Here is a 25,284-nt window from a genome sequence, read left to right on the forward strand (position 1 = left end):
GGGGAATCTCCGGGGATCTTCAGTGCCGCTCCGCGCTGCGCCCGAAGACCAGGAGGCACGAACGCACGGCGGCGATGTTGTGGGCCAAAGAATGACCCTTGCGTTTCGGAGTGTCAAATATATTATTTGACCTTTATTGAGTCGAAAAACATATCAGGAGGGCGTTTGGACCTGCGGCAGTTGCGTTACTTTGTCACTGTGGCGGAAGAGTTGCATTTCGGCCGCGCGGCAGGGCGCCTGTCGATGACGCAGCCGCCCTTGTCGCAGCAGATCCAGGCGCTGGAAGAGGAAATCGGCGTGCAGCTGTTCGTGCGCACGCGGCGCTCGGTGGCGCTGACGCCGGCCGGCCAGCAGTGGCTGCCCGAGGTGCGGCGCGTGCTGGCCGATGCCGCGGCGCTGCCCGGGCTGGCGCAGCGGCTGGCGCGCGGCGAGGTGGGGTCGCTGTCGCTGGCCTTTGTCAGCACCGCCGACTACGGCATCCTGCCCGACCTGCTGCGGCGCTTCCGCGCGCGCCACCCGGAGGTGCAGCTGCAACTGCGCGAGGCCACCAGCGACGTGCAGCTCGAGGCGTTGATGGAGGGGGCGATCGACGCCGGCCTGGTGATCCGGCCGCAGCTGCCGGCCATGCCGCACGGGCTGGCCTACCTGCCGCTGGTGAGCGAGCCGCTGGTGCTGGCCGTGCCCGACGGCTGGCGGCCGGCGGGCGCGGTGCTGGCGGGCGACGCCGCGGTGTCGCTGCGCGAGGCCGCCCATGAACCGCTGATCATCTTCCCGCGCCGAAGCGCGCCGGCGTTTTATGACATCATTACGGGCTACTATGCGCGCGAGGGCCTGGTGCCCGTGATCGCGCAGGAAGCCATCCAGATGCAGACCATCGTCAGCCTGGTATCGGCGGGCATGGGCGTGGCGCTGGTGCCGGCCTCGCTGTGCAACCTTCGCCGCACCGGGGTGTCCTACCTGGCGCTGCGCGAGGCCGGCCCGCAGATCGAGACCGGGCTGGTCTGGCGCGACGGCGCGTCCGCCGGCGTGGCGCCGGTGCTGCGCTCGTTCATCGATATTGCGACCGCGCTCGCGCAAGAAGCAGGCGCAGCCGGGCCCGCCCCTCGCTGACACGTCACCAATGTCACCGAGGCCACTGACAATACGCAGGCCGCGGCCTTTACAACCTCCATTCACGCCAACATGCTGATTCATCCCCAGTTCGACCCGGTTGCCATCCACCTGGGCCCGCTTGCCATCCGCTGGTACGGGCTGATGTACCTGGCCGGGTTCATCATGTTCCTGGGCTTCGGGCGCCTGCGCATCCGCCAGCCGCATATCGCGGCCAAGGGCTGGACCACGCGCGACCTGGACGACATGCTGTTCTTCGGCGTGCTGGGCGTGATCCTGGGAGGGCGGCTGGGCTATGTGCTGTTCTACAAGCCGTCGTACTACCTGGCCCATCCGCTCGAGATCCTCAAGGTGTGGGAAGGCGGCATGGCCTTCCATGGCGGCTTCCTGGGCGTGGTCGTGGCGATGTGGCTGTTCGGCAAGCTGCGCCGGCGCCACTGGATGGAGGTGACCGACTTCATCGCGCCGATGATCCCCTGCGGGCTGGCCGCCGGCCGCATCGGCAACTTCATCAACGGCGAGCTGTGGGGCCGCGCCACCGACCTGCCGTGGGGCATGATCTTCCCGCAGGCGGGCGACAACATCCCGCGCCATCCGTCGCAGCTGTACCAGTTTGCCGGCGAGGGCGTGGCGCTGTTCATCGTCCTGTGGCTGTTCGCGCGCAAGCCGCGGCCGATGGGCGCGGTGTCGGGGGTATTCCTGATCGGCTATGGCGCCTTCCGCTTTGCCGCGGAATTCGCGCGCGAGCCCGACAACTTCCTGGGCCTGCTGGCGCTAAAGCTGTCGATGGGCCAGTGGCTGAGCCTGCCGATGATCCTGGCCGGCATCGCCATGGTGGTCTGGGCCTACCGGCGCCAGCCCGGCGCCGGCGCATCACAGCCGGTGGCCTGAGAACCCGTCGGCGCGCTATTTGCCGGCGCGGCGCAAGGCGTCGATGCGCGCCTGCGTTTGCGGGTGGGTCGACATGAAGTCCTGGCCGCGTTCCGGCTCGGCGTCCGACGCCGCCCCGCGCCGATTGTCCAGCCTGACCAGCACCTCGGCCAGCGCCGCGGGCGGCAGGCCGTTGCGCTGCATGACCTCGATCGCAAAGGCGTCGGCCTCGCGCTCGTGGTCGCGTGAATAGCGCAGCGTCAGGATCGCGGCCGGCACCCCGGCCAGCACCGTCGAGATATCCCCGAACAGGTAGGCCGACAGCGCCGCCAGCGCCGATCCCTGGATCACCTGCTGCAAGCCGTGCCGGTTGGCGACATGGCCGGCTTCATGGGCCAGCACGCCCATCATGCCGGCACCGGTGCCGGCCAGGCTCACCAGTTCGTCGGTGACCACGATGGTGCCGCCCGGCAGCGCCAGCGCATTGGCGCCGATCTCGCCGCCCTGGCGGAACAGGATCTGGTAGTCGTGGCCGGCATCGCGCGGGCGCTTCAGCGCCGCGAAGGCCGAGCGGATGCGTTGCTGCTCGGCGGGCGGCAGCTGCGTCGGCTTGACCATGCCGTTGTCCAGGCTCGCCAGCGTCAGCTTGCCGAGATGGGCCTCCACCTCGGGCGGCACCGTGCGCGCCATGATGCCGGCGCCCCATGGCAGCAGCACGTAATAGCCCAGCACCAGCACCGCCACCAGCCCCGCCACGGCCAGGCCGGCCAGGCGCCAGCTGTTCTGCGCGCGCGCCACCAGGCTGTCGCGATGGCCGGTGGCGGCCAGCAGGTGGTCGAAGGCGGCGTGGTCGGTGATCTCGCAGAAGGCGCCGTCGGCAAAGGTGACCAGCCGCGGCGCGCGGCGCACGCGCTCGGACACGCGCACGTCCGACAGCGGCGCGCGCCGCAGCTCGGCGCCGGAGTCGTCGCGCAGCACGGCCTGCTGCGCCTCAACGGCCAGCGTGGCCGGATGCGCGCGCGACGAGCGGCCATCGAAGAAGGTGACTGGGATCATGGTGCGGGCCGGGTCAGCGCACGGCGTGTTCAGAGCGCGATGTCGATGTCGTACCAGTCTACCGCCGCATCGCCCAGCGCACCCACTTGCTGCGCCTCGCCGGCCACGAAGGTGTCGAGCGGGCCCGCCGCCAGCATGGTCACGCATTCGAGCCGGTAGCGCGCCGAACGCACCCGCGCGAACGGCAGGTACAGGCCCAGCGTCAGCGCGATCGCGATCAGGTTGGTGACGAAGATAAAGACCATGCGGCCGGCCCCCACCTCGCTGCGGAACGCATGCGGCGCCAGCGTGGTGTGGCTCCACACGACATTCTGCAAGCGTGCCATCACGTAAGGGCTGACGGCCAGCAGCGCCAGGTAGAAACCGGTCACGCCGATGCCGAACGACAACATCATGCCCGCCTGGCCCGACGCGGTCGCGCCCAGCATGAAGCCGGCCAGTGCCGCGGCCGCCACCAGCGCGACCATCACGCCGAAGGCACGCAGGTAGACGCCGTAGAAATCGCCCGCGCCGGCATGGAAGGCAAACGGCGCGGTGCCGAAGCGGGTGTGGTTGTGCTGGTAGCGCTTGAAGCGCTGGTGCGCCAGCGGCCCCAGCAGGCCCAGCGTGGCCACTGCGGCCAGCGGCCACAGCACGAACACCTTGTAGGCATCGGCATCGCCGCCGGTAAAGGCGAAGCGCAGGCCGCGGTAGCTGGAGTTGGCCATGCGGAAACGCAACGAGCGCACCAGCAGCAGGGGGAACACCGCCAGCAGCGCCACCAGCATCGCCAGCGCAAGGAAGGGCGAGACCGTGGAGGCGAACTGGAAGGCGAGCACCAGCGCGAACACGATGGCGCGGCCCTTCAGGATCGCGGACGGCTTGCCGTGGTAGTCAAAACTCGCACCGTCGAGCCGCGTGTTGCGATAGAAATACTGCAACGTGCGCACCTTGGCCCAGGCCGAATAGATGCCGAAGGTGACGATGGTCAGCAGTGCATTGACGATCCAGATACGGAAGTATTCCGAACCTGATCCGGTAAAGGACAGGCCCAGCGCCCGCGGCACGGCGTAGCGCGGCTCGGCAGGCGCCGGTGTCTCGTCTGCCGGGGTGCCGGCCAGGGTGAAATCGCTGCCAGCTTGCATGGCGGAGCTCCAGTGTGTGTGGAAAGCGACAGTAAGGATTGCGGCCTCGACCGCAGTTTCAGGAATGCAACCACTTCAGTTCGGGCACTTGCGGCGATGCGCTCACATTCTCGCACTGATAAATAGCGACCACGGCACAATCTGCATATGCCATTGCCGCCAGGCGGGCAGGCGTATAAGAAAATGTGGGAAAACCCTCGTAACAATCTAGAAACATCCTGTTACACTAGACGTATTCTGTAACAACTTCTGAATGCGTGTTGCCAATGAAATCATGGGGTTAGTCCCGCTGGCACGTAAATCGCTATCTTGATTGTTACAAAGATGAGCGGCAAGCCACAGCCGCCAACGGAAGTGCCAGGGAGGGAGTGAAGGCCGACAGGCCGCACTTGCCGGCACTTCACGTAAAGCCAGGGCGACGGGAAAATCCGCGCAACAAGCGCGTTTCAAAAAGGGGGGCGCAGGGCCAGCGCCGGCAATCCATGGACCCACGCGGCAGATATTTTTGCAAGTATCCGCCGACGATGAAAAGCAGTACTGCAGTAATTTTCAGGCGCGGGTGTTTCCTTGCAGGGAGGCATGGAAACGCCCGCCGCACCTCATACCGCACCCCGCGCCGCATCCTCACAGACCGCACCTGCCGGTCGACCACCAGCCACCATCGCTACTGCTTGTTGCAGAGCAGCATCGAAATTCCTTGTATCGTTCGCACCCTAATCCATAATTATGAATTATGGCTGGCCGGGCGCATCTGCCCTGGCCGACGCCAGATCGTGACCGGGACGCATCGGTCACGCGATCCGACCCGGGGGAAGTATGCGCATCGTCCAGCAGGCGTTGTACCTGGAAGTGGCAGACCGGCTGCGCGCCATGATCGACGCGCATACGCTCGTGCCCGGCGCATGGATCGACGAGAGCGCGATGGCCGAAACGCTTGGCATCTCGCGCACGCCGCTGCGCGAAGCGCTCAAGGTGCTGGCCGCCGAAGGCCTGGTGCGGCTGGAGCCGCGGCGCGGCTGCTTCGTCAATGAGCTGTCCGAGCAGGACCTGGACGAGATCTTCCCGCTGATGGCACTGCTGGAAGGGCGCTGTGCCTACGAGGCGGCGCGCAACGCCACGCGCGCCGACCTGGACGCACTGGACGGCCTGCATGCCGACCTGGCGCGCTATGCGCAGGCGGGCGACATCGACGCCTACTACGAAACCAACTTCCAGATCCACGAATCGATCCAGCGGCTGGCCGGCAACCGCTGGCTGTCGGGCCTGATCAGCGACCTGCGCAAGGTGCTGCGGCTGTCGCGCCACAAGAGCCTGAAGCTGCCGGGCCGGATCCAGGAATCCTGCGCCGAGCACCTGTCCGTGTTTGCCGCGCTCAAGGCCCGCGACCCGGAAGGCGCCGAGGCGATGATGAAGACCCACCTGCTGCGCCAGCGCGCGGCGCTCAAGACGCTGGATGCCGGCGCCACCGCCGGCGCAGCCGAGGCCCAGGCCGTGCGCGCGCCGCCGGTGCTGCGCATGGCCGGCGCCGAAGAGTAGCCGGCGCCGCAACCCCAGTCCGACGTTTTTCCCACGTTCAGATCGATGCATCAAGGCAGGTACCGCATGAATTCCTTCGACACGGGTGACCAGAAGATCAGTGCGCCGCTGGGCGAAAGCGAGCCGGCAGGTTCCAAGTTCCTGTCGCGGCTGGGCCGCTGGTGGGGACGCAAGGGCGAGGTCGACACCAAGGCCCCGGCAACGCCGGTCGATGGCGAGGCGCCGCTGGCGGCGCGCGCGGTGCGCCGCCAGCGCGAGCAGTTGCGGCTTTGCTTCGACGCGCGCCTGACCGATGGCGCCGCCAATGCCGCCGCGCAGGCATGGCAGGCCGAGTATGAGGCTGCTGGCGAGGCCACCCGGCGCGGCATGCTGGCGGTGCTGGCCGAAGTCGCCAGCAGCGGCGGCAAGGGCAGCGAAGAGGCCGGGGCCGACGGCGACAAGGGCGCGCGCGCCGCCCGCGCGCAGGCCGCGTCTTCGGGCCTGGCCCAGGCCCTGTCCAATGCGCGCATCCGCTTCTTCAAGCGGCTGGCCGCGCTGCACGGCCAGCGCGGCAGCAGCGCCTGCGGCCTGCACTTCCTGATCCAGCTGCGCGCCGACATGCTGCGCTGGCAGCGCCGCATGCCAGGGCTGCGCCCGCTTGACGACGATCTCGAGGCGCTGTTCTCCAACTGGTTCGACGTGGGCCTGCTGGAGCTGCAGCCGATCACCTGGGATTCGCCGGCATCGCTGCTGGAAAAGCTGATCCGCTACGAGGCCGTGCATGAAATCGCCTCATGGACCGACCTGCGCAACCGCCTCGATTCCGACCGCCGCTGCTTTGCGTTCTTCCACCCGCGCATCCCGCGCGAGCCGCTGATCTTTGTCGAGGTGGCATTCGCGCCGGAGATGGCGGCCAATGTCCATACATTGCTGGATGAAGCCGCGCCGCTGGAAGACCTGCGCCGCGTCAAGTGGGCCATCTTCTATTCGATCAGCAATACGCAGGCGGGCCTGCGCGGCGTGAGCTTCGGCAACTTTCTGCTCAAGCGCGTGATCGAGGAGGTCCAGCGTGAATTCCCAAAAGTGAATCAGTTCGCCACGCTCTCACCAATCCCCGGATTTGCCGACTGGCTGCGCAAGCAGGACGGCGATGCCGTTGCGCGCGTGCTGGGCGACAAGCGCCTGGCGCGCTGGAGCGAGCGCCACGGCAAGGCGCCAGCGGACGGCGCCGGGTGGCTGGAGGCGCTGGTGCCGGACGCCGCCGATACCGTGATCCGCGATACCGCGATGACCCTGGCCGCGCATTTCCTGGTGCGCGAGCGCAACCAGTCGATGCCCGCCGACCCGGTCGCGCGCTTCCACCTGGGCAACGGGGCATGCGTGGAGCGGCTGAACTGGGGCGCCGACCTGTCGCGCAAAGGCCGCAGCCAGAGCTGCGGGATGATGGTCAATTATCTTTACGTGCCCGAGGCGCTGGATGACAATCTGGCACGCTTGGGCGCCGGCAACCCGCGCATCAGCCGTAGCGTCGGGAAGCTGCTGTGACCCTGGTCCGGTCACGCGGGTCGCCCCCGCACCCGCGGCGCCTGGCGCGCCGCGTTTTCTTGTCGGGACCTGAGCAGTAACTTCGCGCCGCGGCAGTGTCGCGCGGCCATCAGATTGACTTTCCGCAGAAGAGAGAGGAGACAACCAATGAATCGTCGTCAGTTCAGCCTGGCCGCGTGCGCGCGCGCAACGGGCGTGGCCCTGGGCCTGGCCGGCCTGGGCGCCGGCGCAATGCTCGCCGCACCCGCCGCGCATGCCGACACCTGGCCGTCCAAGCCCGTCACCGTGATCGTGCCGTTTCCCGCCGGCGGCGGCACCGACGCCTTTGCGCGGCCGCTGACCGCGCAGTTGTCCAAGCAGCTCGGCAAGCAGTTCGTGATCGACAACCGCGGCGGCGCCGGCGGCACGGTCGGCGCCAGCATTGCGGCCAAGGCCGCGCCGGACGGCTACACGGTGTTCATCGGCGGCGCGCACCACGCGATTGCGCCGTCGTTCTACAAGAAGCTGGACTACGACATCGAGAAGGACTTCATCCCGGTCACGGTGATCGCGCAGCCGCCGCAAGTGGTGGTGGTCAATCCCAACCGCGTCAAGGCCAACACGCTGCAGGAGCTGATTGCCTACGCCAAGGCCAATCCTGGCAAGCTGAACTACGGTTCGGCCGGCAACGGCTCGTCGCACCACCTGGCGGGCGAGCTGTTCAAGCTCCAGACCAAGACCTTCATCACCCACATCCCCTACAAGGGTGCGGGCCCGGCGCTGTCCGACCTGATCGCGGGCCAGGTCGACCTGATGTTCGACGGCCTGGGCTCGTCGGCGCAGCATATCCGCGCGGGCCGCATCAAGGCGCTGGCGGTGGCTTCGAGCAAACGCTCGGCGGCGTTCCCCAACGTGCCGACCGCGGCCGAGGCGGGCGTGCCCAACTATGACGTGTCGACCTGGTATGCGATGTGGGTGCCCAAGGGTACGCCCAAGGAGATCGTCGACCGCCTGTACGCAGAGACCGAGAAGGCGCTGAACACGTCGGAGCTCAAGCAGGTCTGGCTTAACAACGGTTCCGAGACGCCGGCGTTTACGCAGGAACAGTTCGCGCAGTTCCAGCACGCCGAGATTCGCCGCTGGGCCCAGGTGGTGCAGCAGTCCGGCGCCAAGATCGACTGACGGGGCGCCATGTCAACGCTGATCCGATGCAAGGGGGCGCGGCGATGAGCGGCACCGTATTGTTTGCCACGCAGGGCACCACCGCCACCGTGACGCTGTCGCACGCGGGCAAGCTCAACGCCATTTCCGCTCAGATGTGGCGCGAGCTGGCCGCGGGCTTTGCACGCCTGTCCGCCGATACCTCGCTGCGCTGCGTGGTGGTGCGCGGGGCTGACGGCAACTTTGCCGCCGGCGCCGACATCGCCGAGTTCCCGGCAGAGCGCGCCGACGAGGCCGCGGTGCGCCACTACCACATGGCCACCATCGCGCCGGCACTGGCGGCGGTGGCGCAATGCACACACCCCACCGTGGCGATGATTGAAGGCGTATGCGTGGGCGGCGGGCTGGAAATCGCCAGCCACTGCGACCTGCGCATCGCCGCCTCGGACAGCCGCTTCGGCGTGCCCATCAACCGCCTGGGCTTCCCGATGGCGCCCGGCGAGCTGCAGGGCCTGCTGGCGCTGGCGGGCCGCGCCGCCGCGCTGGAGATCCTGCTGGAAGGCCGGGTCTTCGACGCCGCCGAGGCGCGCGACAAAGGGCTGCTGACGCGCGTGGTCGAGCCCGGCGCGCTGGCCGCGGAGGTCGAGGCCACGGCGCGCCGCATTGCCGCCGGCGCGCCCGTGGCCGCCCGCATCAACAAGGCCACCATCCGCCGGCTGGCGCCGCTGCCGGCACCGCTGTCGCCCGCCGAGCTGGACGCGCATTTTGCCTACGCCGAAGGCGCGGACCATGCGGAAGGGGTGGCCGCCTTCCTCGCGCACCGGCCACCGCAGTTCCGTGGGGAGTAGGGCACGCTGCCAGCACTGCTTCCACACGCCATTGTTTTCTTCGTTTTCCTTAGCCTTTCGTTCGATCCCCGACATGAACGCCAACCTGTTCGCCCTGTTCGAATCCCGCTTCCCCGCCGACCGCACCGCCTGCTGCATCGAGACGCATGACGGGCTGTATTACAGCTGGGACGACCTTGACCGCGCCACCGCCAAGCTGGCCAACCTGCTGGCCTCGCTGCACCTGCCCGAAGGCGCACGCGTGGCGGTGCAGGTGGAGAAGTCCCCCGAAGCGCTGTTCCTGTACCTGGCCACGCTGCGCGCCGGCTACGTCTACCTGCCGCTGAACACCGCCTACCAGGAGGCAGAGATCGACTACTTCGTCGGCAATGCCGAGCCGTCGGTGGTGGTGTGCAGCAGCAAGAATTTCGGCTGGGTGTCCAAGGTGGCGTTCCGCCACGGCGTCAACCACGTCTTTACGCTGGACGACGACCGCAGCGGCTCGCTGCTGTCGCGCGCGGCGGGCAAGCCAGATGCCTTCGAGACGGTCGCGCGCCAGGATGACGACCTTGCCGCCATTCTCTACACCTCCGGCACCACCGGCCGCAGCAAGGGCGCGATGCTGACGCACCGCAACCTGGCCTCCAATGCGCAGACGCTGCATGAATTCTGGGGCTGGCGCAGCGACGACGTGCTGCTGCACATGCTGCCGATCTTCCACGTGCACGGCCTGTTCGTGGCTTCGCACGGCGCGCTGCTGGCCGGTGCCAAGATGATCTGGGCGCCCAGGCTGGACATGGCGCAGGTGCTGAAATTCCTGCCGCGCTGCACGGTGATGATGGGCGTGCCGACCTACTACGTGCGCATGCTGCAGGAGCCGCGCTTCGACGACGACACCTGCCGCCGCATGCGGCTGTTCGTGTCGGGCTCGGCGCCGCTGCTGCTGGAGACCTTCGATGCCTTCCGCGAGCGCACCGGCCATACCATCCTGGAACGCTACGGCATGAGCGAGACCGTGATGCTGGTGTCCAACCCGTACGATGCCGCGCTGGGCGAGCGCATCGGCGGCACCGTCGGCATGCCGCTGCCGGGCGTGTCGGTGCGCGTGGTCGATGGCGAGGGCCAGCCGTGCACGCCGGGCGAGATCGGCAATGTCGAGGTCAAGGGTCCGAACGTATTCAAGGGCTACTGGCGCATGCCGGAGAAGACCAGGGAAGAGTTCACCGAGGACGGCTGGTTCAAGACCGGCGACGTCGGCCGCTTCGGCGGCGCCATTGCCAGCCAGGCCGGCGAGCGCGCGGTGCCGGACAACTACCTGACCATCGTCGGGCGCAGCAAGGACCTGATCATCTCGGGCGGCTACAACGTCTACCCGAAGGAAATCGAGAGCTTTATCGACGAGATGCCGGGCGTGGCCGAGAGCGCCGTGATCGGCGTGCCGCACGCGGATTTCGGCGAGGCCGTGGTGGCGGTGGTGGTGCGCAAGCCGGGTGCGGATATCGATGAAGCGGCGCTGATCGGCACGCTCAAGGGCCGCATCGCCAACTTCAAGGTGCCCAAGCGTGTGCACGTGGTGGACGAGCTGCCGCGCAACACCATGGGCAAGGTGCAGAAGAACGTGCTGCGCGAGCAGTTCGCGGTGCTCTGAGCGCCGTGATGGGCAGCGCCCTGCGCGATGGCGCAGGGCGCTGCTGTCTTACTTCAGCATCTGCACCGACCCGTTGACCGACACCGTCACCTGCGTCTTGCCGCCCTCAACCGGCACCGGTACCGCAGCGTCGGCCATCATGGCCTTGGCAGCGCCGTACATGCGCGGCATCGGCGGCACCACGCCGGTTTCATTCAGGCTGACTTCGCGGATGGTGTAGCTGTTGTAGCCGAACAGTTTGGTGGTCGACTGCGCCTTGCTGCGGAACGAGGCGATGGCCTGCTCGGCCAGCTTGGCTTCGGCCGCCTCGCGCGCTTCGCGCGACAGCGAGAAGGCGATGTTCTGCACCTGCATCTGGCTGGCCAGCTCGCCAGCGAGCTTGGACACGGCCGAGAAATCGCGCGACTTCAGGATGACTTCGGACCGCCCGCGCCAGGTGCTGATGCGGCCGTTGCGGTCGGTGTTGGGGTGGATGGTGAAGCCGCCCGACTCGGCGGTCACGCCCTGGACGCGGCGCGCCTGCGTGATGACGGCCTGCGTCCTGGTAGACAGGCCCGAGGAAATCGCGGCCGGTTCAGCGCCTTCCTGCTCCGCGGCAAGCGTCAGGTGCACGATATCGGTCGGCACTTCGGTGACGGCCTGCGCGTTCAGCGACAGCACGCCCGACGGCGTTTCAGTGGGGCCACCGTGCGCCGAGGCAACGATGGCGGTGGTGCCCAGCAGGGTGGCGGCAAGCCATTGTTTCATGTTGTTCTCCCGTTCAAACGTGATGGGTATCAGACGTGACCGGGTGCCCGATCGTTCCGCGACATTGCAAACGATTGTTGCGAAGCCGGCGCGGGCGCGCCTCCCCCGTCCGGGTCAGAATGCCTGCCAGGCCTTCCACAACATATAGCTCGCCAGGCACAGCAGCAACGCGGCAAAGACCTTGCGCAACTGGCTCACATCCATGCGGTGCGCGGTGCGCGCGCCCAGCGGCGCGGTCATTACGCTGGCCGCTGCGATCACCAGCAGGGCCGGCAGGTAGAGATAGCCGAGCGATCCCGCCGGCAGCCCCGGCGTCTGCCAGCCGCTCCAGACATAGCCGGCCACGCTGGCCGCTGCAATCGGAAAGCCGAGCGCAGCCGAGGTCGCCACCGCGTTGTGGATCGGCACGTTGCACCACGTCATGAACGGCACCGAGACAAAGGCGCCGCCCGCGCCAATCAGGCTGGACAGGAAGCCGATCACGCCGCCCGCGCCCGCCATGCCGGCAAAGCCGGGCAGCTGCCGGCCGGGCTTGGGACGACGGTTGCGCAGCATCTGCAGCGCGGAAAACCCGACGAAGGCGGCAAACGCCAGCGACAGCCAGCTGGTCTTGAGCGCCGCGAACACCTTGCCGCCGCCGATCATGCCGCCGAGCACGATGCCCGGTGCCAGCGCCAGCACGATCGGCCAGCGCACCGCGCCGCGCTGGTGGTGCGCGCGCACGGACGACAACGAGGTGAACAGGATGGTGCCCATCGAGGTGGCGATCGCCATATGGACGATGGCCTCGTCGGCAAAGCCCAGGCTGGTGAACAGCAGCGTCAGGAAGGGCACCATCATCATGCCGCCGCCGACGCCGAGCAGCCCGGCGCAGAAGCCGGTGAAAGCGCCCAGGGCAAGCAGGGCAGGGACCAGCACCGGCAGGTTGTCGAACTGCATCGTATCTTCAGGGTTGTTGTGATCAGCCTTGCCCGGGGCCGGCCGGGCAGGGTTCAGCGCATCAGCTTGCCGGTGATGAAGCGCCATTCGGCCGGTGTCACCGGCGTGATCGACAGCCGGTTGCCGCGACGTAGCACCACCATGTCGGCCAGTTCCTCATGCTCGCGCAAGGCGGCCAGCGGGATCAGCGCGCTCTTGCGCTCGAAGCGCACGTCGACCAGCAGCCAGCGCGGCGCGTCAGCCTTGGAGGCGGCGTCATAGTACGGGCTCTTGCGGTCGAACTGGGTGGGGTCGGGGTAGGGTACTGAGCAGACCTCGGCCAGGCCGGCAATGCCGGGCTCCGGGCACGACGAGTGGTAGAACAGCACGCCGTCGCCGATCCGCATGGTGTCGCGCATGAAGTTGCGCGCCTGGTAGTTGCGCACGCCGGTCCAGGGCAGCGTGCCTTCCCGGGCCAGGTCGTCGATGCTGGCTTCATCCGGTTCTGATTTCATCAGCCAGTACTGGCGGGCGCGTTGGTTCTGGTTCGGGCTCACGGCGCAGCTCAGGAATCGAAGCAGATCAGGGCGCCGCGTGCACAGGGTGTGCACGCGGACGCGCAGGCAAGAAAAAAGGCGATGGTTCAGAAAACCACCGCCTTTTTAAGGGGTCCCCGCCTTGGCCGCTGGGTCGGCATCCTGAACCCAAGTGAGGTTCAGAGTGGCTGCGGAAGTCGCATTTCGGGTACATCATCCACTCAGGGAGTCCAGGCCAGGCCCAGACTATGAATGCGACGACGCGCTCGCCCACGCGACATGATCCCGCACCATGCAATGCATATCGGTTCAAGGAGTTTATGACCCTCACGAACCAGGCAGGGAAACTGTCAAACGTCTGACTTTCCAGGCGCATCATCGTGCCCGGAAAACCGGATCCGCGTGCGGGATGTCAGACGTTTGCCGTTTCTGACTAGGATGGGATGAGAACGGCGGCCGGGCGCGATAACCTAGCCTGTAGCTGCACATCTATGGTGCCTCGTGCAGTCTGGCTACACTATACACCGCGTTGCAGGGCATACCAAGTCCACTCGCGCGTATCGTTACATTTTGCGCGGCAGCGCGGCATCCGCAGCACATCCCCCTTTCATTGCTCAGCCGCGCGTACCGGTGCCCACGTGCGCGTATTGGCGCAGGGCCTCGTCGGCGCGGTCGTTGAGTTCGCGGATGCGCGCGCGGATGGCATCGACCGGGATCGCGCCCTCGGCCTGCTGCTTGCGCTGCATCGACAGCAGGTCCGAGGCGATGCTGATGGCGGCCATGACCGCCACGCGCTCCACGCCCTTGGCCGCGATGCCGTTGCGCAGCTTGTTCATTTGCGTGTCGACCAGGGCCACGGCTTCGAGCAGCGCGGCCTCGTTCTCGGGCGCGATGGCGAAGCGGTAGGGCTGGCCGGCGATATTGACTTCGACTTGCTTGTTGCTCATGCGTGTTCTCCGGGGGCCTTGTGCGGCTCGGCGTCCTGCGCCGCAGCCTCTTCGCCGAGCAGGTCGAGCTGGCGCGTGTCGCTGGCAGTCGGCAGCTTGTCAAGGATGGACTGGATGCGCAGCTGCGCTTCCTCGATCTTGATATTGAGCAGTTCGCGGTCGGCTGCCATGGCCTCGCGCTCGCCGCGCAACTGCGCGGCTTCGCCCTCCAGCCGGGCGATCTCGTCGCGCAGCCGCTGGTTCTCCGCCGCCAGGGTGTCCGCATGGTGCAGCACGCGCCCGATCTTGGCGGCCAGTTGTTCGAGTTCGGTGAGCATAGGGCCTGTCATGATGGGAGAAGTGTCAGGTATCGCGATTCTAGCCGATGCGCCGGCTTGCACAATGCGGAGGAAAGGGTTTGTGACTGGCGACCCGCGTGGAAGTTGCAGGCTTCTGCACCTAAAACGCCACCAGAGTTGTGACAAAACACTACTGGCAGCCGCGTTGACGCGGGGGGCGAAACGCCCTAGACTCGCGCACGTTCCAGGTGCTCGCCCTTTTCGTCCCTGGCGAAAGGGCAGTTCAACGGGAAACAGGGAGCCAGGCCGGCTGCGCGCCGGACAGGCCAACCTGTGCTGCCCCCGCAACGGTAAGCGACCGCGGTGCGCATCTGCCAGACTCCGACATAGCCGACAGCCAGCCTGCCGGCAACGCCGCTGGCAAGGCCGGATCCCATTCCCGGCCACACGCACCGCAGGACCGGCCACACGCCACTGAACCGCAGGTTCGGGAAGGCGCCGGCCCAGTGTCGCCAGCCCGGATACCGGCCTGAACGCGGGCTGCCGCCCGTGCGCGGCACGCCTCATCGCCATATGGTCCGCGGGGGAACGGGCCCGGCCGTTCCTATCCAGTCCTGCATCATGCGTTCATCGCTCCATAGGTCGACCCGCCCGGCAACCCCGGCGGTGCGTCCGTCCGTGCCCGCCATCCTGGCGGCCATTGCCTCGTTCACCCTGGTTCCGGCCACTTCGTTCGCGCAGGCGGCCGACAGCGGCACCGACAGCCGCACCACGCAGCTCGCGCCGGTGGTGGTCACCTCCACCCGTACCGCGCAAGCCATTACCGAGGCGCTGCCTCACACCACGGTGGTGACGCAGCAGGACATCGTCAATTCGCAGGCGCCCGACCTGCGCACGCTGCTGCGCAACCAGGCCGGCGTGGAGTTCTCGGCCAACGGCGGCATGGGCACCAACACCACGCTGTTCATGCGCGGCGCCAACTCCAACCAGACGCTGATCCTGATCGACGGCGTGCGGGTATCGTCCGCGAGCAGCGGCACCGCGCAATTGGCCAATATCCTGCCCGACCAGATCGAGCGCATCGAGGTGGTGCGCGGCAATGTGTCGGCGCTGTACGGCTCGGACGCCATCGGCGGCGTGGTGCAGATATTCACCAAGAGCGGCGCGGGCCAGGCGCCGGCGGCCAATGCGCAGGTGGAATACGGCAGCAACAACACGCGCCAGGGCACGGTCGGCTATGGCGGCCAGATCGGCGATACCTCGTTCAACCTGACCGGCTCGGCGTTCAAGACCGACGGCTTCTCGTCGATCAACACGAAGCAGGCGCCGCGCGCCAATCCCAACGACAACCCGTACGAGAACCAGAGCGTGTCGGGCCAGGTCAAGCACCGCTTCGCGCCGAACTGGGACGCGGGCTTCACCGGCTATTACTCGAAGAGCAAGCTGTCGTTCGACAGCGCCTTCGGCCGCCCGACCGACGACAACCGCACCAACAGCGAGCTGTACACGCTGTCGGCCTTCGTCAACGGCAAGGTGGGGGCGGACTGGTCCACCCATTTCAAGCTGTCACAGAGCGAGGACCGCAGCGACACCTTCCTCAATGGCAGGCCCAACGGCACTTTCAATACCCGCAACCGCCAGTTCAACTGGCAGAACGAGTATGCGCTGGCCGCCAACCACACGCTGCTGTTCGGCACCGACTACCTGCAGCAGGAGCTCGACTCCAGCGCCTACGGCGCGCCCACGCGCAATGTGTTCTCGGTGTTCGGCGGCTATGACGGGCGCATCGGCAAGCACCAGCTGCAGCTCAACGCGCGCAACGACCATTATTCCGACTTCGGCAACCAGGGCAGCTTTCGCGCCGGCTACGGCTACTACGTGACCGATGCGCTCAAGCTGATCGCCAGCGTCAGCAATGCCTTCCGCGCGCCAACCTTCAACGAGCTGTACTTCCCCAACTTCGGCCAGCCGAACCTGCAGCCCGAACGTGCCAAGTCGGTCGAGGCCGGCGTGCAGTACGCCACCGCCAGCGCCGGCCTGCTGCGCGTGACCGCCTTCGAGACGCGCTACGACGACCTGATCGTGTCGGCGCAGCAGCCCAGCGGCATGTTCCTGGCGCAGAACGTCAACAAGGCCAAGGTGCAGGGCATCGAGGCTTCGTGGCGCGCCACCGTGTATGGCACCGACTTCGGCGCCAGCGTGACCTTCCAGAACCCGGTCGACGAGCAGACCAACACCCAGCTGCTGCGCCGAGCGCGCCGCCATGCCGCGCTCGACGTGGGCCGCGACTTCGGCAACTGGCGCTTCGGCGGCGAATGGCTGGTGTCGTCGTCGCGCATGGATTCCGGCTCGCGCCGGCTGGGCGGATACGGTATCGTCAACCTGAACGCCCGCTACAACATCGACAAGCAATGGTTCATCGCCGCCCGCGTCGAAAACCTGTTCGACAAGGATTACCAGCTCGCCTACCCCTACAACACGCAGGGGCGCGCGGGCTTCATCACGCTGGGCTGGCGCCAGCGATGAGCGCACGGGCGCGCCATGTCTGAGTTCCGGCGCGCCCTGGCGATCTGGCTGGTGCTGGCGCTCGCGGCGCTGCTGGCGTTCGCGTTGTCGCTGGCGCTGGGCAGCGTGCCGCTCGATGCGCGCGAGCTCTGGCTTGCGCTCAGCAGTGCCGACACCGGCACCCCCGCAGCGATCGTGCGCGAACTGCGGCTGCCGCGCGCGGCAGCGGCGTTTGCCTGCGGCGGGCTGCTGGCCCTGTCCGGCGCGCTGATGCAGGTGCTGCTGCGTAACCCGCTGGCCGAGCCCTATGTGCTGGGCGTGTCGGGCGGCGCCTCCACTGCCGCGCTGCTGGCCATGCTGCTGCTGGCCCCGTGGTGGGGCGTTCAGGCCGCCGCCGCCGCCGGTGCACTGGCGGCGATGGTGCTGGTGGCGTCGCTGGCGCGGCGCGACCTGCTGCATCCGCAGGTGCAGGGCGGCCACCGCGAGGCGGGCGCCCGGCTGTTGCTGACCGGCGTGATCCTGGCCGCGGGCTGGGGCGCGGTCATTACCCTGATCCTCTCCATTGCGCCGGAGTCGCGCCTGCGCGGCATGCTGTTCTGGCTGACCGGCGACCTGGGCGGCACCGCCGCCTACGGCGGCGCGCTGGCCATGCTGGTGGTGGCGCTGCTGCTGGCCATGCCGATGGCGCGCGCGCTCAACGTGATGCTGCTGGGCGAGACCGTGGCGCAGTCGCTGGGCGTGCGCGTGGGCCGCGTGCGGCTGGCCACCTTCCTGCTGGCGTCGCTGTGCATTGCCGCTGCCATTACCACGGCCGGCTCGATCGGCTTTGTCGGGCTGGTGGTGCCGCATCTGGTGCGCCTCGCCTGGGGCAACGACCAGCGCCTGCTGCTGCCGGCCGCCACGCTGCTGGGCGGCGCGCTGCTGATGGCCGCCGACCTGATCGCACGCACCGTGGTCGCGCCCGCGCAGCTGCCGGTGGGCGTGATCACCGGGCTGCTGGGCGTGCCGACCTTCCTCTACCTGCTGCTGCGGAGGCCGCGATGAGCCAGGCCCCGCACTGGTCCCATCCGCTCACTGCCTGTCCGCAGCTCGTGCTGCGCGATGTGAAGCTGCGCACCGGCCAGCGCGTGCTGGTGGAGCGCCTGACGATGACCATCGGCGCGGGGCAGCTATGGTGCATTGCCGGGCCCAACGGTGCTGGCAAGTCCACGCTGATGACGGTGCTGGCCGGGCTGCGCCACGCCGACGGCGGCAGCGCGGAGATCGACGGCGCCGCGGCGGCGCAGATCGCGCCGGCGGTGCTGGCGCGCCAGCGCGCCTACCTGCCGCAGGCCGTGCATGACACCTTCTCGATGTCGGTGCAGGATGCCGTGCGCGTGGGGCGGCATCCGCACCTGTCCGGCTGGGGCTGGACCGGGCGCGAGGATGACCGCATCGTGCAGGAAGTGATCCGAGCGATGGATATTGAAGCGCTGGCCGCGCGCGATGTGCTGACCCTGTCCGGCGGCGAGCGCCAGCGCGCCTCGCTGGCCGCGGCGCTGGCGCAGCAGGCGCCGCTGCTGCTGCTGGACGAACCGGTCTCGCACCTGGACCTGCGCCACCAGATCCTGGTTCTGGAACAGCTGGCCGCGCTGGCCCGGGCCGGGCGCCATGCCATCGTGGTGATCCTGCACGACCTGACGCTGGCGCTGCGCTACGCCACCCACGCCCTGCTGATGGCCGAAGACGGCACTACGCTGCATGGCACTGCCGCCCGGGTGCTGACCCCTGAACACTGCTCGCGCGCGCTGCGCACCGCCATCGTCAGCGTCACCGACGGCGCGCATACTGCGCTGATTCCCGACGGCGCCGCCCCACCCATACCCCACACACGTCATGACTGATACCCAGAACCCGCCTGCAGAAGACCCGGACCGCGATGCCCGCCACAAGGCGCGCATGGAGCGCAAGAAAGAAATCGTCGACGCCAGGATTGCCGCCGCGCAGGATGAGCGCGGCGTGATTGTCATCACCACCGGCAACGGCAAAGGCAAGTCCAGCTCGGGCTTTGGCATGGTGGTGCGCGCGCTTGGCCACGGCATGCGCACCGGCGTGGTCCAGTTCATCAAGGGCGCGCAGCCCACCGGCGAAGAGATGTTCCTGCGCCGCTTCCCGGACGAGTGCGCCTTCCACGTGATGGGCGAGGGCTATACCTGGGAAACGCAGGACCGCGCCCGCGACGTGGCCAAGGCCGAGGCTGCCTGGGAAGTGGCGCGCGGCATGCTGCGCGACCCCGGCATCGGCCTGGTGCTGTTCGATGAGCTGAACATCGCGCTCAAGCTGCACTATCTTGATGTGGAGCAGGTCATTGCCGACCTGCGCGCGCGCCCGCCGATGCAGCACGTGGTCATCACCGGCCGTGGCGCGCCGCCGGCGCTGGTGGAGACGGCCGACACCGTCACCGACATGACGCCGGTCAAGCATGCCTTCCAGCAGGGCATCAAGGCGCAGCGCGGCGTCGAGATGTAGCCGCATCGTTTTTGAATACAAGGTCAACGCATCATGCAGTTTCCGGAAATCACTCCCCTCGACGATGCCCTGCGCCCCGAGCTGCAGGCCGCCATCGACGACAAGACCAAGCCGCTCGGCGCACTGGGCCGGCTGGAATCGCTGGCCTTGCAGCTGGGCCTGATCCTCGGCACGGCGCGGCCGGTGTTGCAGCGCCCGACGGTGATCGTGTTTGCCGCCGACCACGGCGTGGCCGACGCCGGTGTCAGCGCCTATCCGGCCGAGGTCACCGCGCAGATGGTGCAGAACTTCCTGGCCGGCGGCGCGGCGATCAATGTGTTCTCGCGCCAGCACGGCATTGCGCTGGAGATCGTCGACGCGGGCGTGCGCGCGCCGCTGCCGGCGGCACCGGGCCTGGTCAACTGCCGCATTGCCGACGGCACCCGCAACTTCGCCGTCGAACCCGCGATGACGCCGGAGCAGGCCGCCGCGGCGATGACCGCGGGCATGGCGCGCGTGCTGCGCCATGCGCAGCAGGGCTGCAACGTGATCGGCTTCGGCGAGATGGGCATTGCCAACACTTCAGCGGCCGCGTGCCTGATGCAGCGGCTGACCGGCCTGCCGCTGGCAGACTGCATCGGGCGCGGCACCGGGCTGGACGATGCCGGCCTCGCGCGCAAGCGCGAGGTGCTGGAGCGCGCGCTGGCGCTGCATGCCGATGCGCAGGCGCCGCTGGACGTGCTGGCCACCTTCGGCGGCTTCGAGATCGCGATGATGGCAGGCGCCTTCCTGGCCGCCGCCGCGAGCCGCATGGTGATCCTGGTCGATGGCTTTATCGCCACGGCTGCGCTGCTGGTGGCGCAGCGCCTGGACCCCAATGTGCTGCAGTACTGCGTGTTCACGCACTGCTCGCATGAGCGCGGCCACCGTGCGCTGCTGGACCAGTTCGGCGCCGCGCCACTGCTGGCGCTGGACCTGCGCCTGGGCGAGGGCACGGGCGCCGCGCTGGCGTGGCCGTTGCTGGCTTCGGCGGCGGCATTCCTGAACGAAATGGCGACCTTCAGCGGCGCCGGCGTCAGCACCGCCTCGCCATGAGCGTGCCGTCCGACCCGGTGCCTGCACAAGCTGGCCCCGCCGGCGTGGCCGGCGAGCTGCGCTATTTCCTGACGGCGCTGGGCTACTTCACGCGCGTGCCGCTGCCGGGCTGGCTGGCGCGCTGGGCCGGATTCGAACCGCATTACCTGCACGCCGCCGCGCGCTACTTCCCGCTGGTCGGGCTGCTGGTGGGCGGCGTGGGCGCGCTGGTCACCTGGGGCGCGATGCTGTGGTGGCCGCCCGGCGTGGCCGTGCTGCTGGGCATGGCCGCCACGCTGCTGCTGACCGGGGCCTTCCATGAAGACGGCCTGGCCGATTGCGTCGATGCCTTCGGCGGCGCGTGGCAGCGCGAGGACGTGCTGCGCATCATGCATGACTCGCGCATCGGCGCGTTCGGTGCGATCGCGCTGGTGGTGGCGTTGCTGCTCAAGTGGCAGTTGCTGGTGGCGATTGCCGGGCGCGGCGGGTTGATGGTGCTGCTGGCGGTGATCGTCGCCGCGCATGCCGCCAGCCGCGCGATGGCGGTCAGCTATCTGGCCACGCTGACCTACGTGCGCGCGCAAGGCAAGGCCAAGCCGGTGGCGCAGAAGCTGGCCGGCGCGGGGCTGGCGTTCGCGCTGCTGTGCGGGCTGGTGCCGCTGTGGCTGGTGTCGCCGTGGTTCTGCGCGGCGGCAGTGGTCGCGCTGCTGGGTCTGCGCCTGCTGCTCGGCCGCTACTTCGTGCGCCGCATCGGCGGCTATACCGGCGACTGCCTGGGCATGGCCCAGCAGTGCGCCGAGATCCTGCTCTACCTGGTGGCCGCGGCATGGATGTGGTCCTGATCCGCCATGCGCAGCCGCAGGTGCCGGCGGGCACCTGCTATGGCTGCCTCGACCTGCCTCTGGTGGCACCGCTGGCGCCTGCGGCGGCACAGATCGCCGCGGGCCTGCCCACGCCAGATCGCATTGTCGCCAGCCCGCTGGCGCGCGCGCTCGGCACCGCGCAGGCGCTGGTGCAGACGTTATCGGCCGGCGCGCCGGCCATCGACACCGAACCCCGGCTGCGCGAAATCGATTTCGGCAGTTGGGAGGGTGTGGCCTGGGATGCGATCGACCGCGCCGCGCTCGACCAGTGGGCGGCCGACCTGCTGCACGCGCGCCCGCATGGCGGCGAAGCGCCGGCGCAGGCGATGGCGCGGGTTGCCGGCTGGGCCGCAACGCTGGCGGAAGATCGCGCGGAATGCCTGTGGGTGGTCGGCCATGCCGGCCCGATGCGCATGCTGGCCGCGCACTGGCTGGGCGTGCCGCTGGCGACGACGGTCAACTGGGCGTTGGGCTTCGGGGCCAGTTGTGGCTTCACGCTGGGGCCGGGAGAGGTCCGGCTCGGCTGGTGGAACCGCGCCGCCTGATCAGCGTGCGGGCCGGCGCTTGCGCGCCGTGTCGAGGTCCTTGCAGATCAGCTCGGCGCCTTGCGCCACGCGCGGACCGGCGCGGTTGACCAGGTCGCCGTCGATCACGAACAGGTTGTTGCGCGCCACCGCCGTGACCTGCTTCCAGCGCCGCCACATCTCGAAATCCGGCAGCGGCTGATCCGAGCGCGTGGCGCCCATGCCCGCCGTCAGCATCGCCTCCGGGTTGCCCGCGATCACCGCTTCGACCGACACCGTCGGCACCAGCGGCGTCTCGGCCGCGAACAGGTTGCGCCCGCCGCACAGCGCCAGCATGTCGCTGACCAGGTGCTGGCCGTTGAGCGTCATCAGCGGCTGCTGCCAGACCTGGTAGAACACCGTCACCGGCGGGCGGGCCGCGTAAGTCTTGCGTAGCGTCTCCACCTGCTGGCGGAAGCCGTCGGCAGCGCGCCGCGCGGTGGCTTCGGTGCCCAGCAGCGTGCCGAGCTTCTCCATGTTCTCCGGGATCGAGGCCAGCCTGCGCGGCTCGCTGTAGAACAACGGGATGCCGAGCGCGCGCAGACGGTCGGTCTGCCTCTGCGCATTGCCGTGGCGCCAGACCACGATCAGGTCCGGCTTGAGCGCGGCGATGCGCTCCAGGTCCAGCGCCTTGTTGTCGCCCACGCGCGCGATCTCGCGCGCCTGCGGCGGGTAGTCGCTGTAGCTGACCGTGCCGACGATGCGGTCGCCGCCGCCGGCCGCGAAGATCATCTCGGTGACGTGCGGCGCCAGCGAGATCACGCGGCGCGCGGGCTGCGGCAGTGTCACCGTCTGGCCAGCGTCGTCGACGGCAGACACCGTGGCGGCGGCAGGCAGGGCTGCCAGCAGCAGCGTGGAAGCGATAACGGGCGTCAGGCGGTTCAGCATGGAATCGGGGAAAGTGGTTCAGGCAGTGACCGCGGCCAGTGCCGCGTCCAGCCGCTGCCAGGCGTGCGGCTGGTCCGGCGGCAGGCCCAGGCGCAGGCTCGGCGGGCAGCCGCCGGCGGCGTCGAAGCAGCGGGTCCAGACGCCATGTTGCGCGAGCCCGTGCTGCAGCCGTGCGGCGTCGCCATGCGGCACCCAGCAGAACAGCGGATGCATCACCGGCGCCAGGCCATGGCGGTCCAGCAGCGCGGCCAGCTTCGCCCCGCATGCTTGCAGCCGCGCGCGGGTGGCATCCTGCCAGCCGTGGTCGGCCAGCGCATGCCGCGCGACCTCGCGTGCCGGGCCCGATACGGTCCAGTGGCCCAGGCGCTCGCGCAGCGCGTCCAGCAGTGCCGGCTGCGCCAGCACGAAGCCGCAGCGGATGCCGGCCAGGCCATAGAACTTGCCGATCGAGCGCAGCACCACCAGGCCGGCCTTGCCGCTGTGCGCGGCCACCGAGCCATCGGGCAGGCAGTCGATAAAGGCTTCATCGACCAGCAGCGTGCCGCCGCGCGCCGCCAGCTTCGCGTGCCAGCGCAGCAGCGTTGCGGCGGGCAGCATGCGGCCGGTCGGGTTGTTCGGGTTGACGACGACGAGATGGTCGAGCTCGTCGGCCAGCGCCGCCTGCGCGAAAGCCGCTTCATCCAGCGGCGCCACCGCATGGCCCGCGGCAGCGAAGGCCGGCGCGTATTCGCTGTAGCCGAGCGCGGCGATGCCCACGCGGCCCGGGCGCAGCAGACCCGGCAGCGTGCGGATGGCGGCCTGCGAGCCGGCGACGGGCAAGGCCCGCGGCGCGCCGCAGGCCTGTGCGGCCAGCTCGGCCAGTCCGTCGTCATCCTGCGGCAGCCGTTGCCACGCTTGCGCAGGCAGCGCCGGCACCGGATAGCCGTCGGGATTGATGCCGGTGGACAGGTCGAGCCAGTCGCCGGCGGGGCGGCCGTAGCGGCGCACCGCGGCAAGCAGGTCGCCGCCGTGGCGGATCGGGGGCAGGGCGCTGCTCATGCCGGCGTGGCAAGCGCAAGGACGGCCAGCGCGCTGGCGCCTGCCAGCGCCAGCCACAGCCACAAGGTGCGCTCGACCAGCCGCAGGCAGGCCGTCACGTGCGCGGCTTGCGGCGCGGGGCCGGCGCCCAGCGGCGGGCGTTGCTCGATCTCGCCGTGATAGCGCGCCGGGCCGCCGAGTCGCACGCCCACCGCACCGGCGCCCGCGGCCATCACGGGGCCGGCATTGGGACTTGACCATGCCGGCGCCTGCGTGCGCCAGCAATGCAACGCCTGCGCGGTGGCGCCGAGCAGCGCATAGGACAGCGCGGTCAGGCGCGCGGGCACGAGGTTGAGCCCGTCGTCGATGCGCGCCGCGGCCCAGCCGAAATACAGCAGCCGCGGCGTACGGTAGCCCCACATCGCATCGAGCGTATTGGCCAGCCGGAACACGATCACGGCGGGCGCGCCGCCGACCAGGAACCAGAACAGCGCGCCGAAGACCGCGTCGTTGCCGTTTTCCAGCGCCGACTCGCAGGCGGCACGGGCCAGTGCTTCAGCATCGGCATCGGTGGTGTCGCGCGAGACGATGCGCGCGGTCAGCGTGCGCGCGGCGGGCAGGTCTGCCGCGGCAAGGGCGGCGGCGATCGGGGCGATATGCTGGTGCAGGCTGCGCGCGCCGAGTGCGGCGTACAGTGCCACCGCATGCAGCGCCAGGGCGGCAACAGGATGCAGGCCGGCCGCAGCGTCGACCAGCCACCATGCGAGCGTTGCCGGCACCAGCACCAGCACACACCAGCCGGCGAGACCGGCAAGGCGCTGGCGCCAGGGCGCACCGCGGTGCGGCGCAGGGTTGAGCCGCCGCTCAAACGCGGCAGCGATGCGGCCGAAGCCCACCAGCGGATGCCAGCGGCGCGGCTCGCCCAGCCAGAGGTCCAGCAGAACGCCCGTCAGTGCCGCTGCCACGCATGCCGGCCAGGCCAGCATCAGCATGTGGGATCGGCGCCCTTCACCGCAACCGGAATGCCTGCCACCATCAGCCGCACGCAGTCGGCGGCGGCGGCCAGCTTCTGGTTCAGGCGGCCCAGTTCATCGACATAGAAGCGGGTGATGGCGCCCATCGGGATCACGCCGAAGCCGATCTCGTTCGAGACCAGGATCACATGGCCCGGCAGCGTCGGCAGCGCGGTGAGCAGCGCTTCGATTTCCTCGGTGAAGGCATCCGGCGGCGTGATCACGCCATGTTCGGGATACGCGCGGCCGTCGGGGAAGATCAGGTTGTTCATCCACAGCGTCATGCAATCCACCAGGATGCAGCCGTCGTGGCGCGCGTTGGCGTAGAGCGCATCGGCCAGGTGCACCGGCTCTTCCACCAGGCGCCAGTCGGCGGGGCGGCGGGCGCGGTGCAGGGCGATGCGGACCTCGAGCTCCTGGTCGGCGTGCGCCAGGTCCTGGTGCGCGGTGGCGATGTAGGTGACCGGGCCGCCGGTGATGGTGGCATGGTCGGTGGCGAGCTGTTCGGCGTAATGGCTCTTGCCGGAACGCGCGCCGCCCAGCACCAGGGTGAGCTGGCGGTTACCGTGTCCGCCGGCGGCACGCGGCTGGGTGGCGGTGTCGGGGGCGGAGG

Annotated in this window: 25 protein-coding genes and 1 other RNA gene; 14 read left to right on the forward strand and 12 right to left on the reverse strand. The window is 69.0% G+C overall.

From position 1 onward, the window contains the following. The first annotated feature begins 165 nt into the window (after nucleotides 1-165). Nucleotides 166-1,110, forward strand: coding sequence for a LysR family transcriptional regulator (locus AC3WRI_RS24575; RefSeq protein WP_041687497.1), 945 nt, complete (start codon nucleotides 166-168; stop codon nucleotides 1,108-1,110). Between the two features lie 72 nt (nucleotides 1,111-1,182). Continuing rightward, a complete protein-coding gene (gene lgt, locus AC3WRI_RS24580) occupies nucleotides 1,183-2,001 on the forward strand; it encodes a prolipoprotein diacylglyceryl transferase (protein WP_010814932.1) in 819 nt (272 codons plus the stop codon). 15 nt (nucleotides 2,002-2,016) lie between these two features. Here the strand turns inward: lgt and AC3WRI_RS24585 are convergent, their stop codons facing one another. Both AC3WRI_RS24585 and AC3WRI_RS24590 read right to left on the reverse strand, forming a co-directional pair. Further along, nucleotides 2,017-3,036, reverse strand: a complete 1,020-nt coding sequence (locus AC3WRI_RS24585; protein WP_010814931.1) for a M48 family metallopeptidase — start codon at nucleotides 3,034-3,036, stop codon at nucleotides 2,017-2,019. A 29-nt stretch (nucleotides 3,037-3,065) separates the two neighbouring features. Next, a complete protein-coding gene (locus AC3WRI_RS24590) occupies nucleotides 3,066-4,160 on the reverse strand; it encodes a YjgN family protein (protein WP_011615943.1) in 1,095 nt (364 codons plus the stop codon). An 816-nt stretch (nucleotides 4,161-4,976) separates the two neighbouring features. Between AC3WRI_RS24590 and AC3WRI_RS24595 the strand changes: the two genes are divergently transcribed. From AC3WRI_RS24595 to AC3WRI_RS24615, 5 genes are all read left to right on the forward strand, one after another. Further along, nucleotides 4,977-5,696 carry a GntR family transcriptional regulator gene (locus tag AC3WRI_RS24595; protein ID WP_010814929.1) on the forward strand — a complete coding sequence of 240 codons (720 nt, stop codon included), beginning with the start codon at nucleotides 4,977-4,979 and terminating at the stop codon, nucleotides 5,694-5,696. Between the two features lie 66 nt (nucleotides 5,697-5,762). Next, entirely contained in the window at nucleotides 5,763-7,220 is a 1,458-nt protein-coding gene (locus AC3WRI_RS24600) for a malonyl-CoA decarboxylase domain-containing protein (RefSeq protein WP_492294260.1), read from the forward strand. A gap of 147 nt (nucleotides 7,221-7,367) precedes the next feature. Next, nucleotides 7,368-8,381: a Bug family tripartite tricarboxylate transporter substrate binding protein gene (locus AC3WRI_RS24605; RefSeq protein ID WP_010814927.1), complete on the forward strand. Its 1,014-nt coding sequence runs from the start codon at nucleotides 7,368-7,370 to the stop codon at nucleotides 8,379-8,381. Nucleotides 8,382-8,425: 44 nt separating this feature from the next. Beyond that, entirely contained in the window at nucleotides 8,426-9,208 is a 783-nt protein-coding gene (locus AC3WRI_RS24610; protein ID WP_010814926.1) for an enoyl-CoA hydratase/isomerase family protein, read from the forward strand. A 73-nt stretch (nucleotides 9,209-9,281) separates the two neighbouring features. Then, a complete protein-coding gene (locus tag AC3WRI_RS24615; RefSeq protein ID WP_010814925.1) occupies nucleotides 9,282-10,835 on the forward strand; it encodes a malonate--CoA ligase in 1,554 nt (517 codons plus the stop codon). A gap of 48 nt (nucleotides 10,836-10,883) precedes the next feature. Here the strand turns inward: AC3WRI_RS24615 and AC3WRI_RS24620 are convergent, their stop codons facing one another. From AC3WRI_RS24620 to AC3WRI_RS24645, 6 genes are all read right to left on the reverse strand, one after another. Continuing rightward, entirely contained in the window at nucleotides 10,884-11,582 is a 699-nt protein-coding gene (locus tag AC3WRI_RS24620; protein WP_011615939.1) for an SIMPL domain-containing protein, read from the reverse strand. A gap of 114 nt (nucleotides 11,583-11,696) precedes the next feature. Then, complete coding sequence (locus AC3WRI_RS24625; protein WP_492294261.1) at nucleotides 11,697-12,521, reverse strand: sulfite exporter TauE/SafE family protein; 825 nt, start codon at nucleotides 12,519-12,521, stop codon at nucleotides 11,697-11,699. Nucleotides 12,522-12,574: 53 nt separating this feature from the next. Next, a complete protein-coding gene (locus tag AC3WRI_RS24630; RefSeq protein WP_010814922.1) occupies nucleotides 12,575-13,057 on the reverse strand; it encodes an EVE domain-containing protein in 483 nt (160 codons plus the stop codon). A 109-nt stretch (nucleotides 13,058-13,166) separates the two neighbouring features. Further along, a non-coding RNA gene (gene ssrS / locus AC3WRI_RS24635) (6S RNA) lies at nucleotides 13,167-13,384 on the reverse strand. Between the two features lie 266 nt (nucleotides 13,385-13,650). After that, nucleotides 13,651-13,983 carry a cell division protein ZapA gene (locus tag AC3WRI_RS24640; protein ID WP_010814921.1) on the reverse strand — a complete coding sequence of 111 codons (333 nt, stop codon included), beginning with the start codon at nucleotides 13,981-13,983 and terminating at the stop codon, nucleotides 13,651-13,653. Then, entirely contained in the window at nucleotides 13,980-14,300 is a 321-nt protein-coding gene (locus tag AC3WRI_RS24645) for a hypothetical protein (RefSeq protein WP_010814920.1), read from the reverse strand. Before AC3WRI_RS24645 ends, AC3WRI_RS24640 begins: the two co-directional genes overlap by 4 nt. Before the next feature lie 582 nt (nucleotides 14,301-14,882). Here AC3WRI_RS24645 and AC3WRI_RS24650 point away from each other — a divergent pair. The 7 genes from AC3WRI_RS24650 to AC3WRI_RS24680 are packed head-to-tail and all read left to right on the forward strand — an operon-like array spanning nucleotide 14,883 to nucleotide 21,735. Continuing rightward, entirely contained in the window at nucleotides 14,883-16,787 is a 1,905-nt protein-coding gene (locus AC3WRI_RS24650) for a TonB-dependent receptor domain-containing protein (protein ID WP_041687494.1), read from the forward strand. Nucleotides 16,788-16,802: 15 nt separating this feature from the next. Further along, the gene (locus AC3WRI_RS24655; protein WP_011615937.1) at nucleotides 16,803-17,810 is read left to right on the forward strand and encodes a FecCD family ABC transporter permease; all 1,008 of its coding nucleotides are present in this window, start codon (nucleotides 16,803-16,805) and stop codon (nucleotides 17,808-17,810) included. Continuing rightward, complete coding sequence (locus AC3WRI_RS24660; protein ID WP_010814917.1) at nucleotides 17,807-18,649, forward strand: ABC transporter ATP-binding protein; 843 nt, start codon at nucleotides 17,807-17,809, stop codon at nucleotides 18,647-18,649. The genes AC3WRI_RS24655 and AC3WRI_RS24660 overlap by 4 nt, the downstream gene beginning before the upstream one ends. Then, nucleotides 18,642-19,274 carry a cob(I)yrinic acid a,c-diamide adenosyltransferase gene (gene cobO / locus AC3WRI_RS24665; RefSeq protein ID WP_011615935.1) on the forward strand — a complete coding sequence of 211 codons (633 nt, stop codon included), beginning with the start codon at nucleotides 18,642-18,644 and terminating at the stop codon, nucleotides 19,272-19,274. Before AC3WRI_RS24660 ends, cobO begins: the two co-directional genes overlap by 8 nt. Nucleotides 19,275-19,307: 33 nt before the next feature. Then, the gene (cobT, locus tag AC3WRI_RS24670) at nucleotides 19,308-20,348 is read left to right on the forward strand and encodes a nicotinate-nucleotide--dimethylbenzimidazole phosphoribosyltransferase (RefSeq protein WP_010814915.1); all 1,041 of its coding nucleotides are present in this window, start codon (nucleotides 19,308-19,310) and stop codon (nucleotides 20,346-20,348) included. Next, complete coding sequence (locus AC3WRI_RS24675) at nucleotides 20,345-21,169, forward strand: adenosylcobinamide-GDP ribazoletransferase (protein ID WP_058697777.1); 825 nt, start codon at nucleotides 20,345-20,347, stop codon at nucleotides 21,167-21,169. The genes cobT and AC3WRI_RS24675 overlap by 4 nt, the downstream gene beginning before the upstream one ends. Further along, the gene (locus tag AC3WRI_RS24680) at nucleotides 21,154-21,735 is read left to right on the forward strand and encodes a histidine phosphatase family protein (RefSeq protein ID WP_492294262.1); all 582 of its coding nucleotides are present in this window, start codon (nucleotides 21,154-21,156) and stop codon (nucleotides 21,733-21,735) included. The genes AC3WRI_RS24675 and AC3WRI_RS24680 overlap by 16 nt, the downstream gene beginning before the upstream one ends. Here the strand turns inward: AC3WRI_RS24680 and AC3WRI_RS24685 are convergent, their stop codons facing one another. The 4 genes from AC3WRI_RS24685 to cobU are packed head-to-tail and all read right to left on the reverse strand — an operon-like array spanning nucleotide 21,736 to nucleotide 25,219. Next, nucleotides 21,736-22,641 carry a cobalamin-binding protein gene (locus tag AC3WRI_RS24685; RefSeq protein ID WP_492294264.1) on the reverse strand — a complete coding sequence of 302 codons (906 nt, stop codon included), beginning with the start codon at nucleotides 22,639-22,641 and terminating at the stop codon, nucleotides 21,736-21,738. It abuts the gene before it with no gap. Between the two features lie 18 nt (nucleotides 22,642-22,659). Next, on the reverse strand, nucleotides 22,660-23,679 hold the full coding sequence (gene cobD, locus AC3WRI_RS24690; protein ID WP_439668195.1) for a threonine-phosphate decarboxylase CobD: 1,020 nt from the start codon (nucleotides 23,677-23,679) through the stop codon (nucleotides 22,660-22,662). After that, nucleotides 23,676-24,650: a CobD/CbiB family cobalamin biosynthesis protein gene (locus AC3WRI_RS24695; protein WP_010814910.1), complete on the reverse strand. Its 975-nt coding sequence runs from the start codon at nucleotides 24,648-24,650 to the stop codon at nucleotides 23,676-23,678. Before AC3WRI_RS24695 ends, cobD begins: the two co-directional genes overlap by 4 nt. Further along, nucleotides 24,644-25,219, reverse strand: coding sequence for a bifunctional adenosylcobinamide kinase/adenosylcobinamide-phosphate guanylyltransferase (cobU, locus tag AC3WRI_RS24700; RefSeq protein ID WP_492294266.1), 576 nt, complete (start codon nucleotides 25,217-25,219; stop codon nucleotides 24,644-24,646). Before cobU ends, AC3WRI_RS24695 begins: the two co-directional genes overlap by 7 nt. Nucleotides 25,220-25,284: the final 65 nt, after the last annotated feature.

Source organism: Cupriavidus sp. FW305-27, assembly GCF_058787995.1.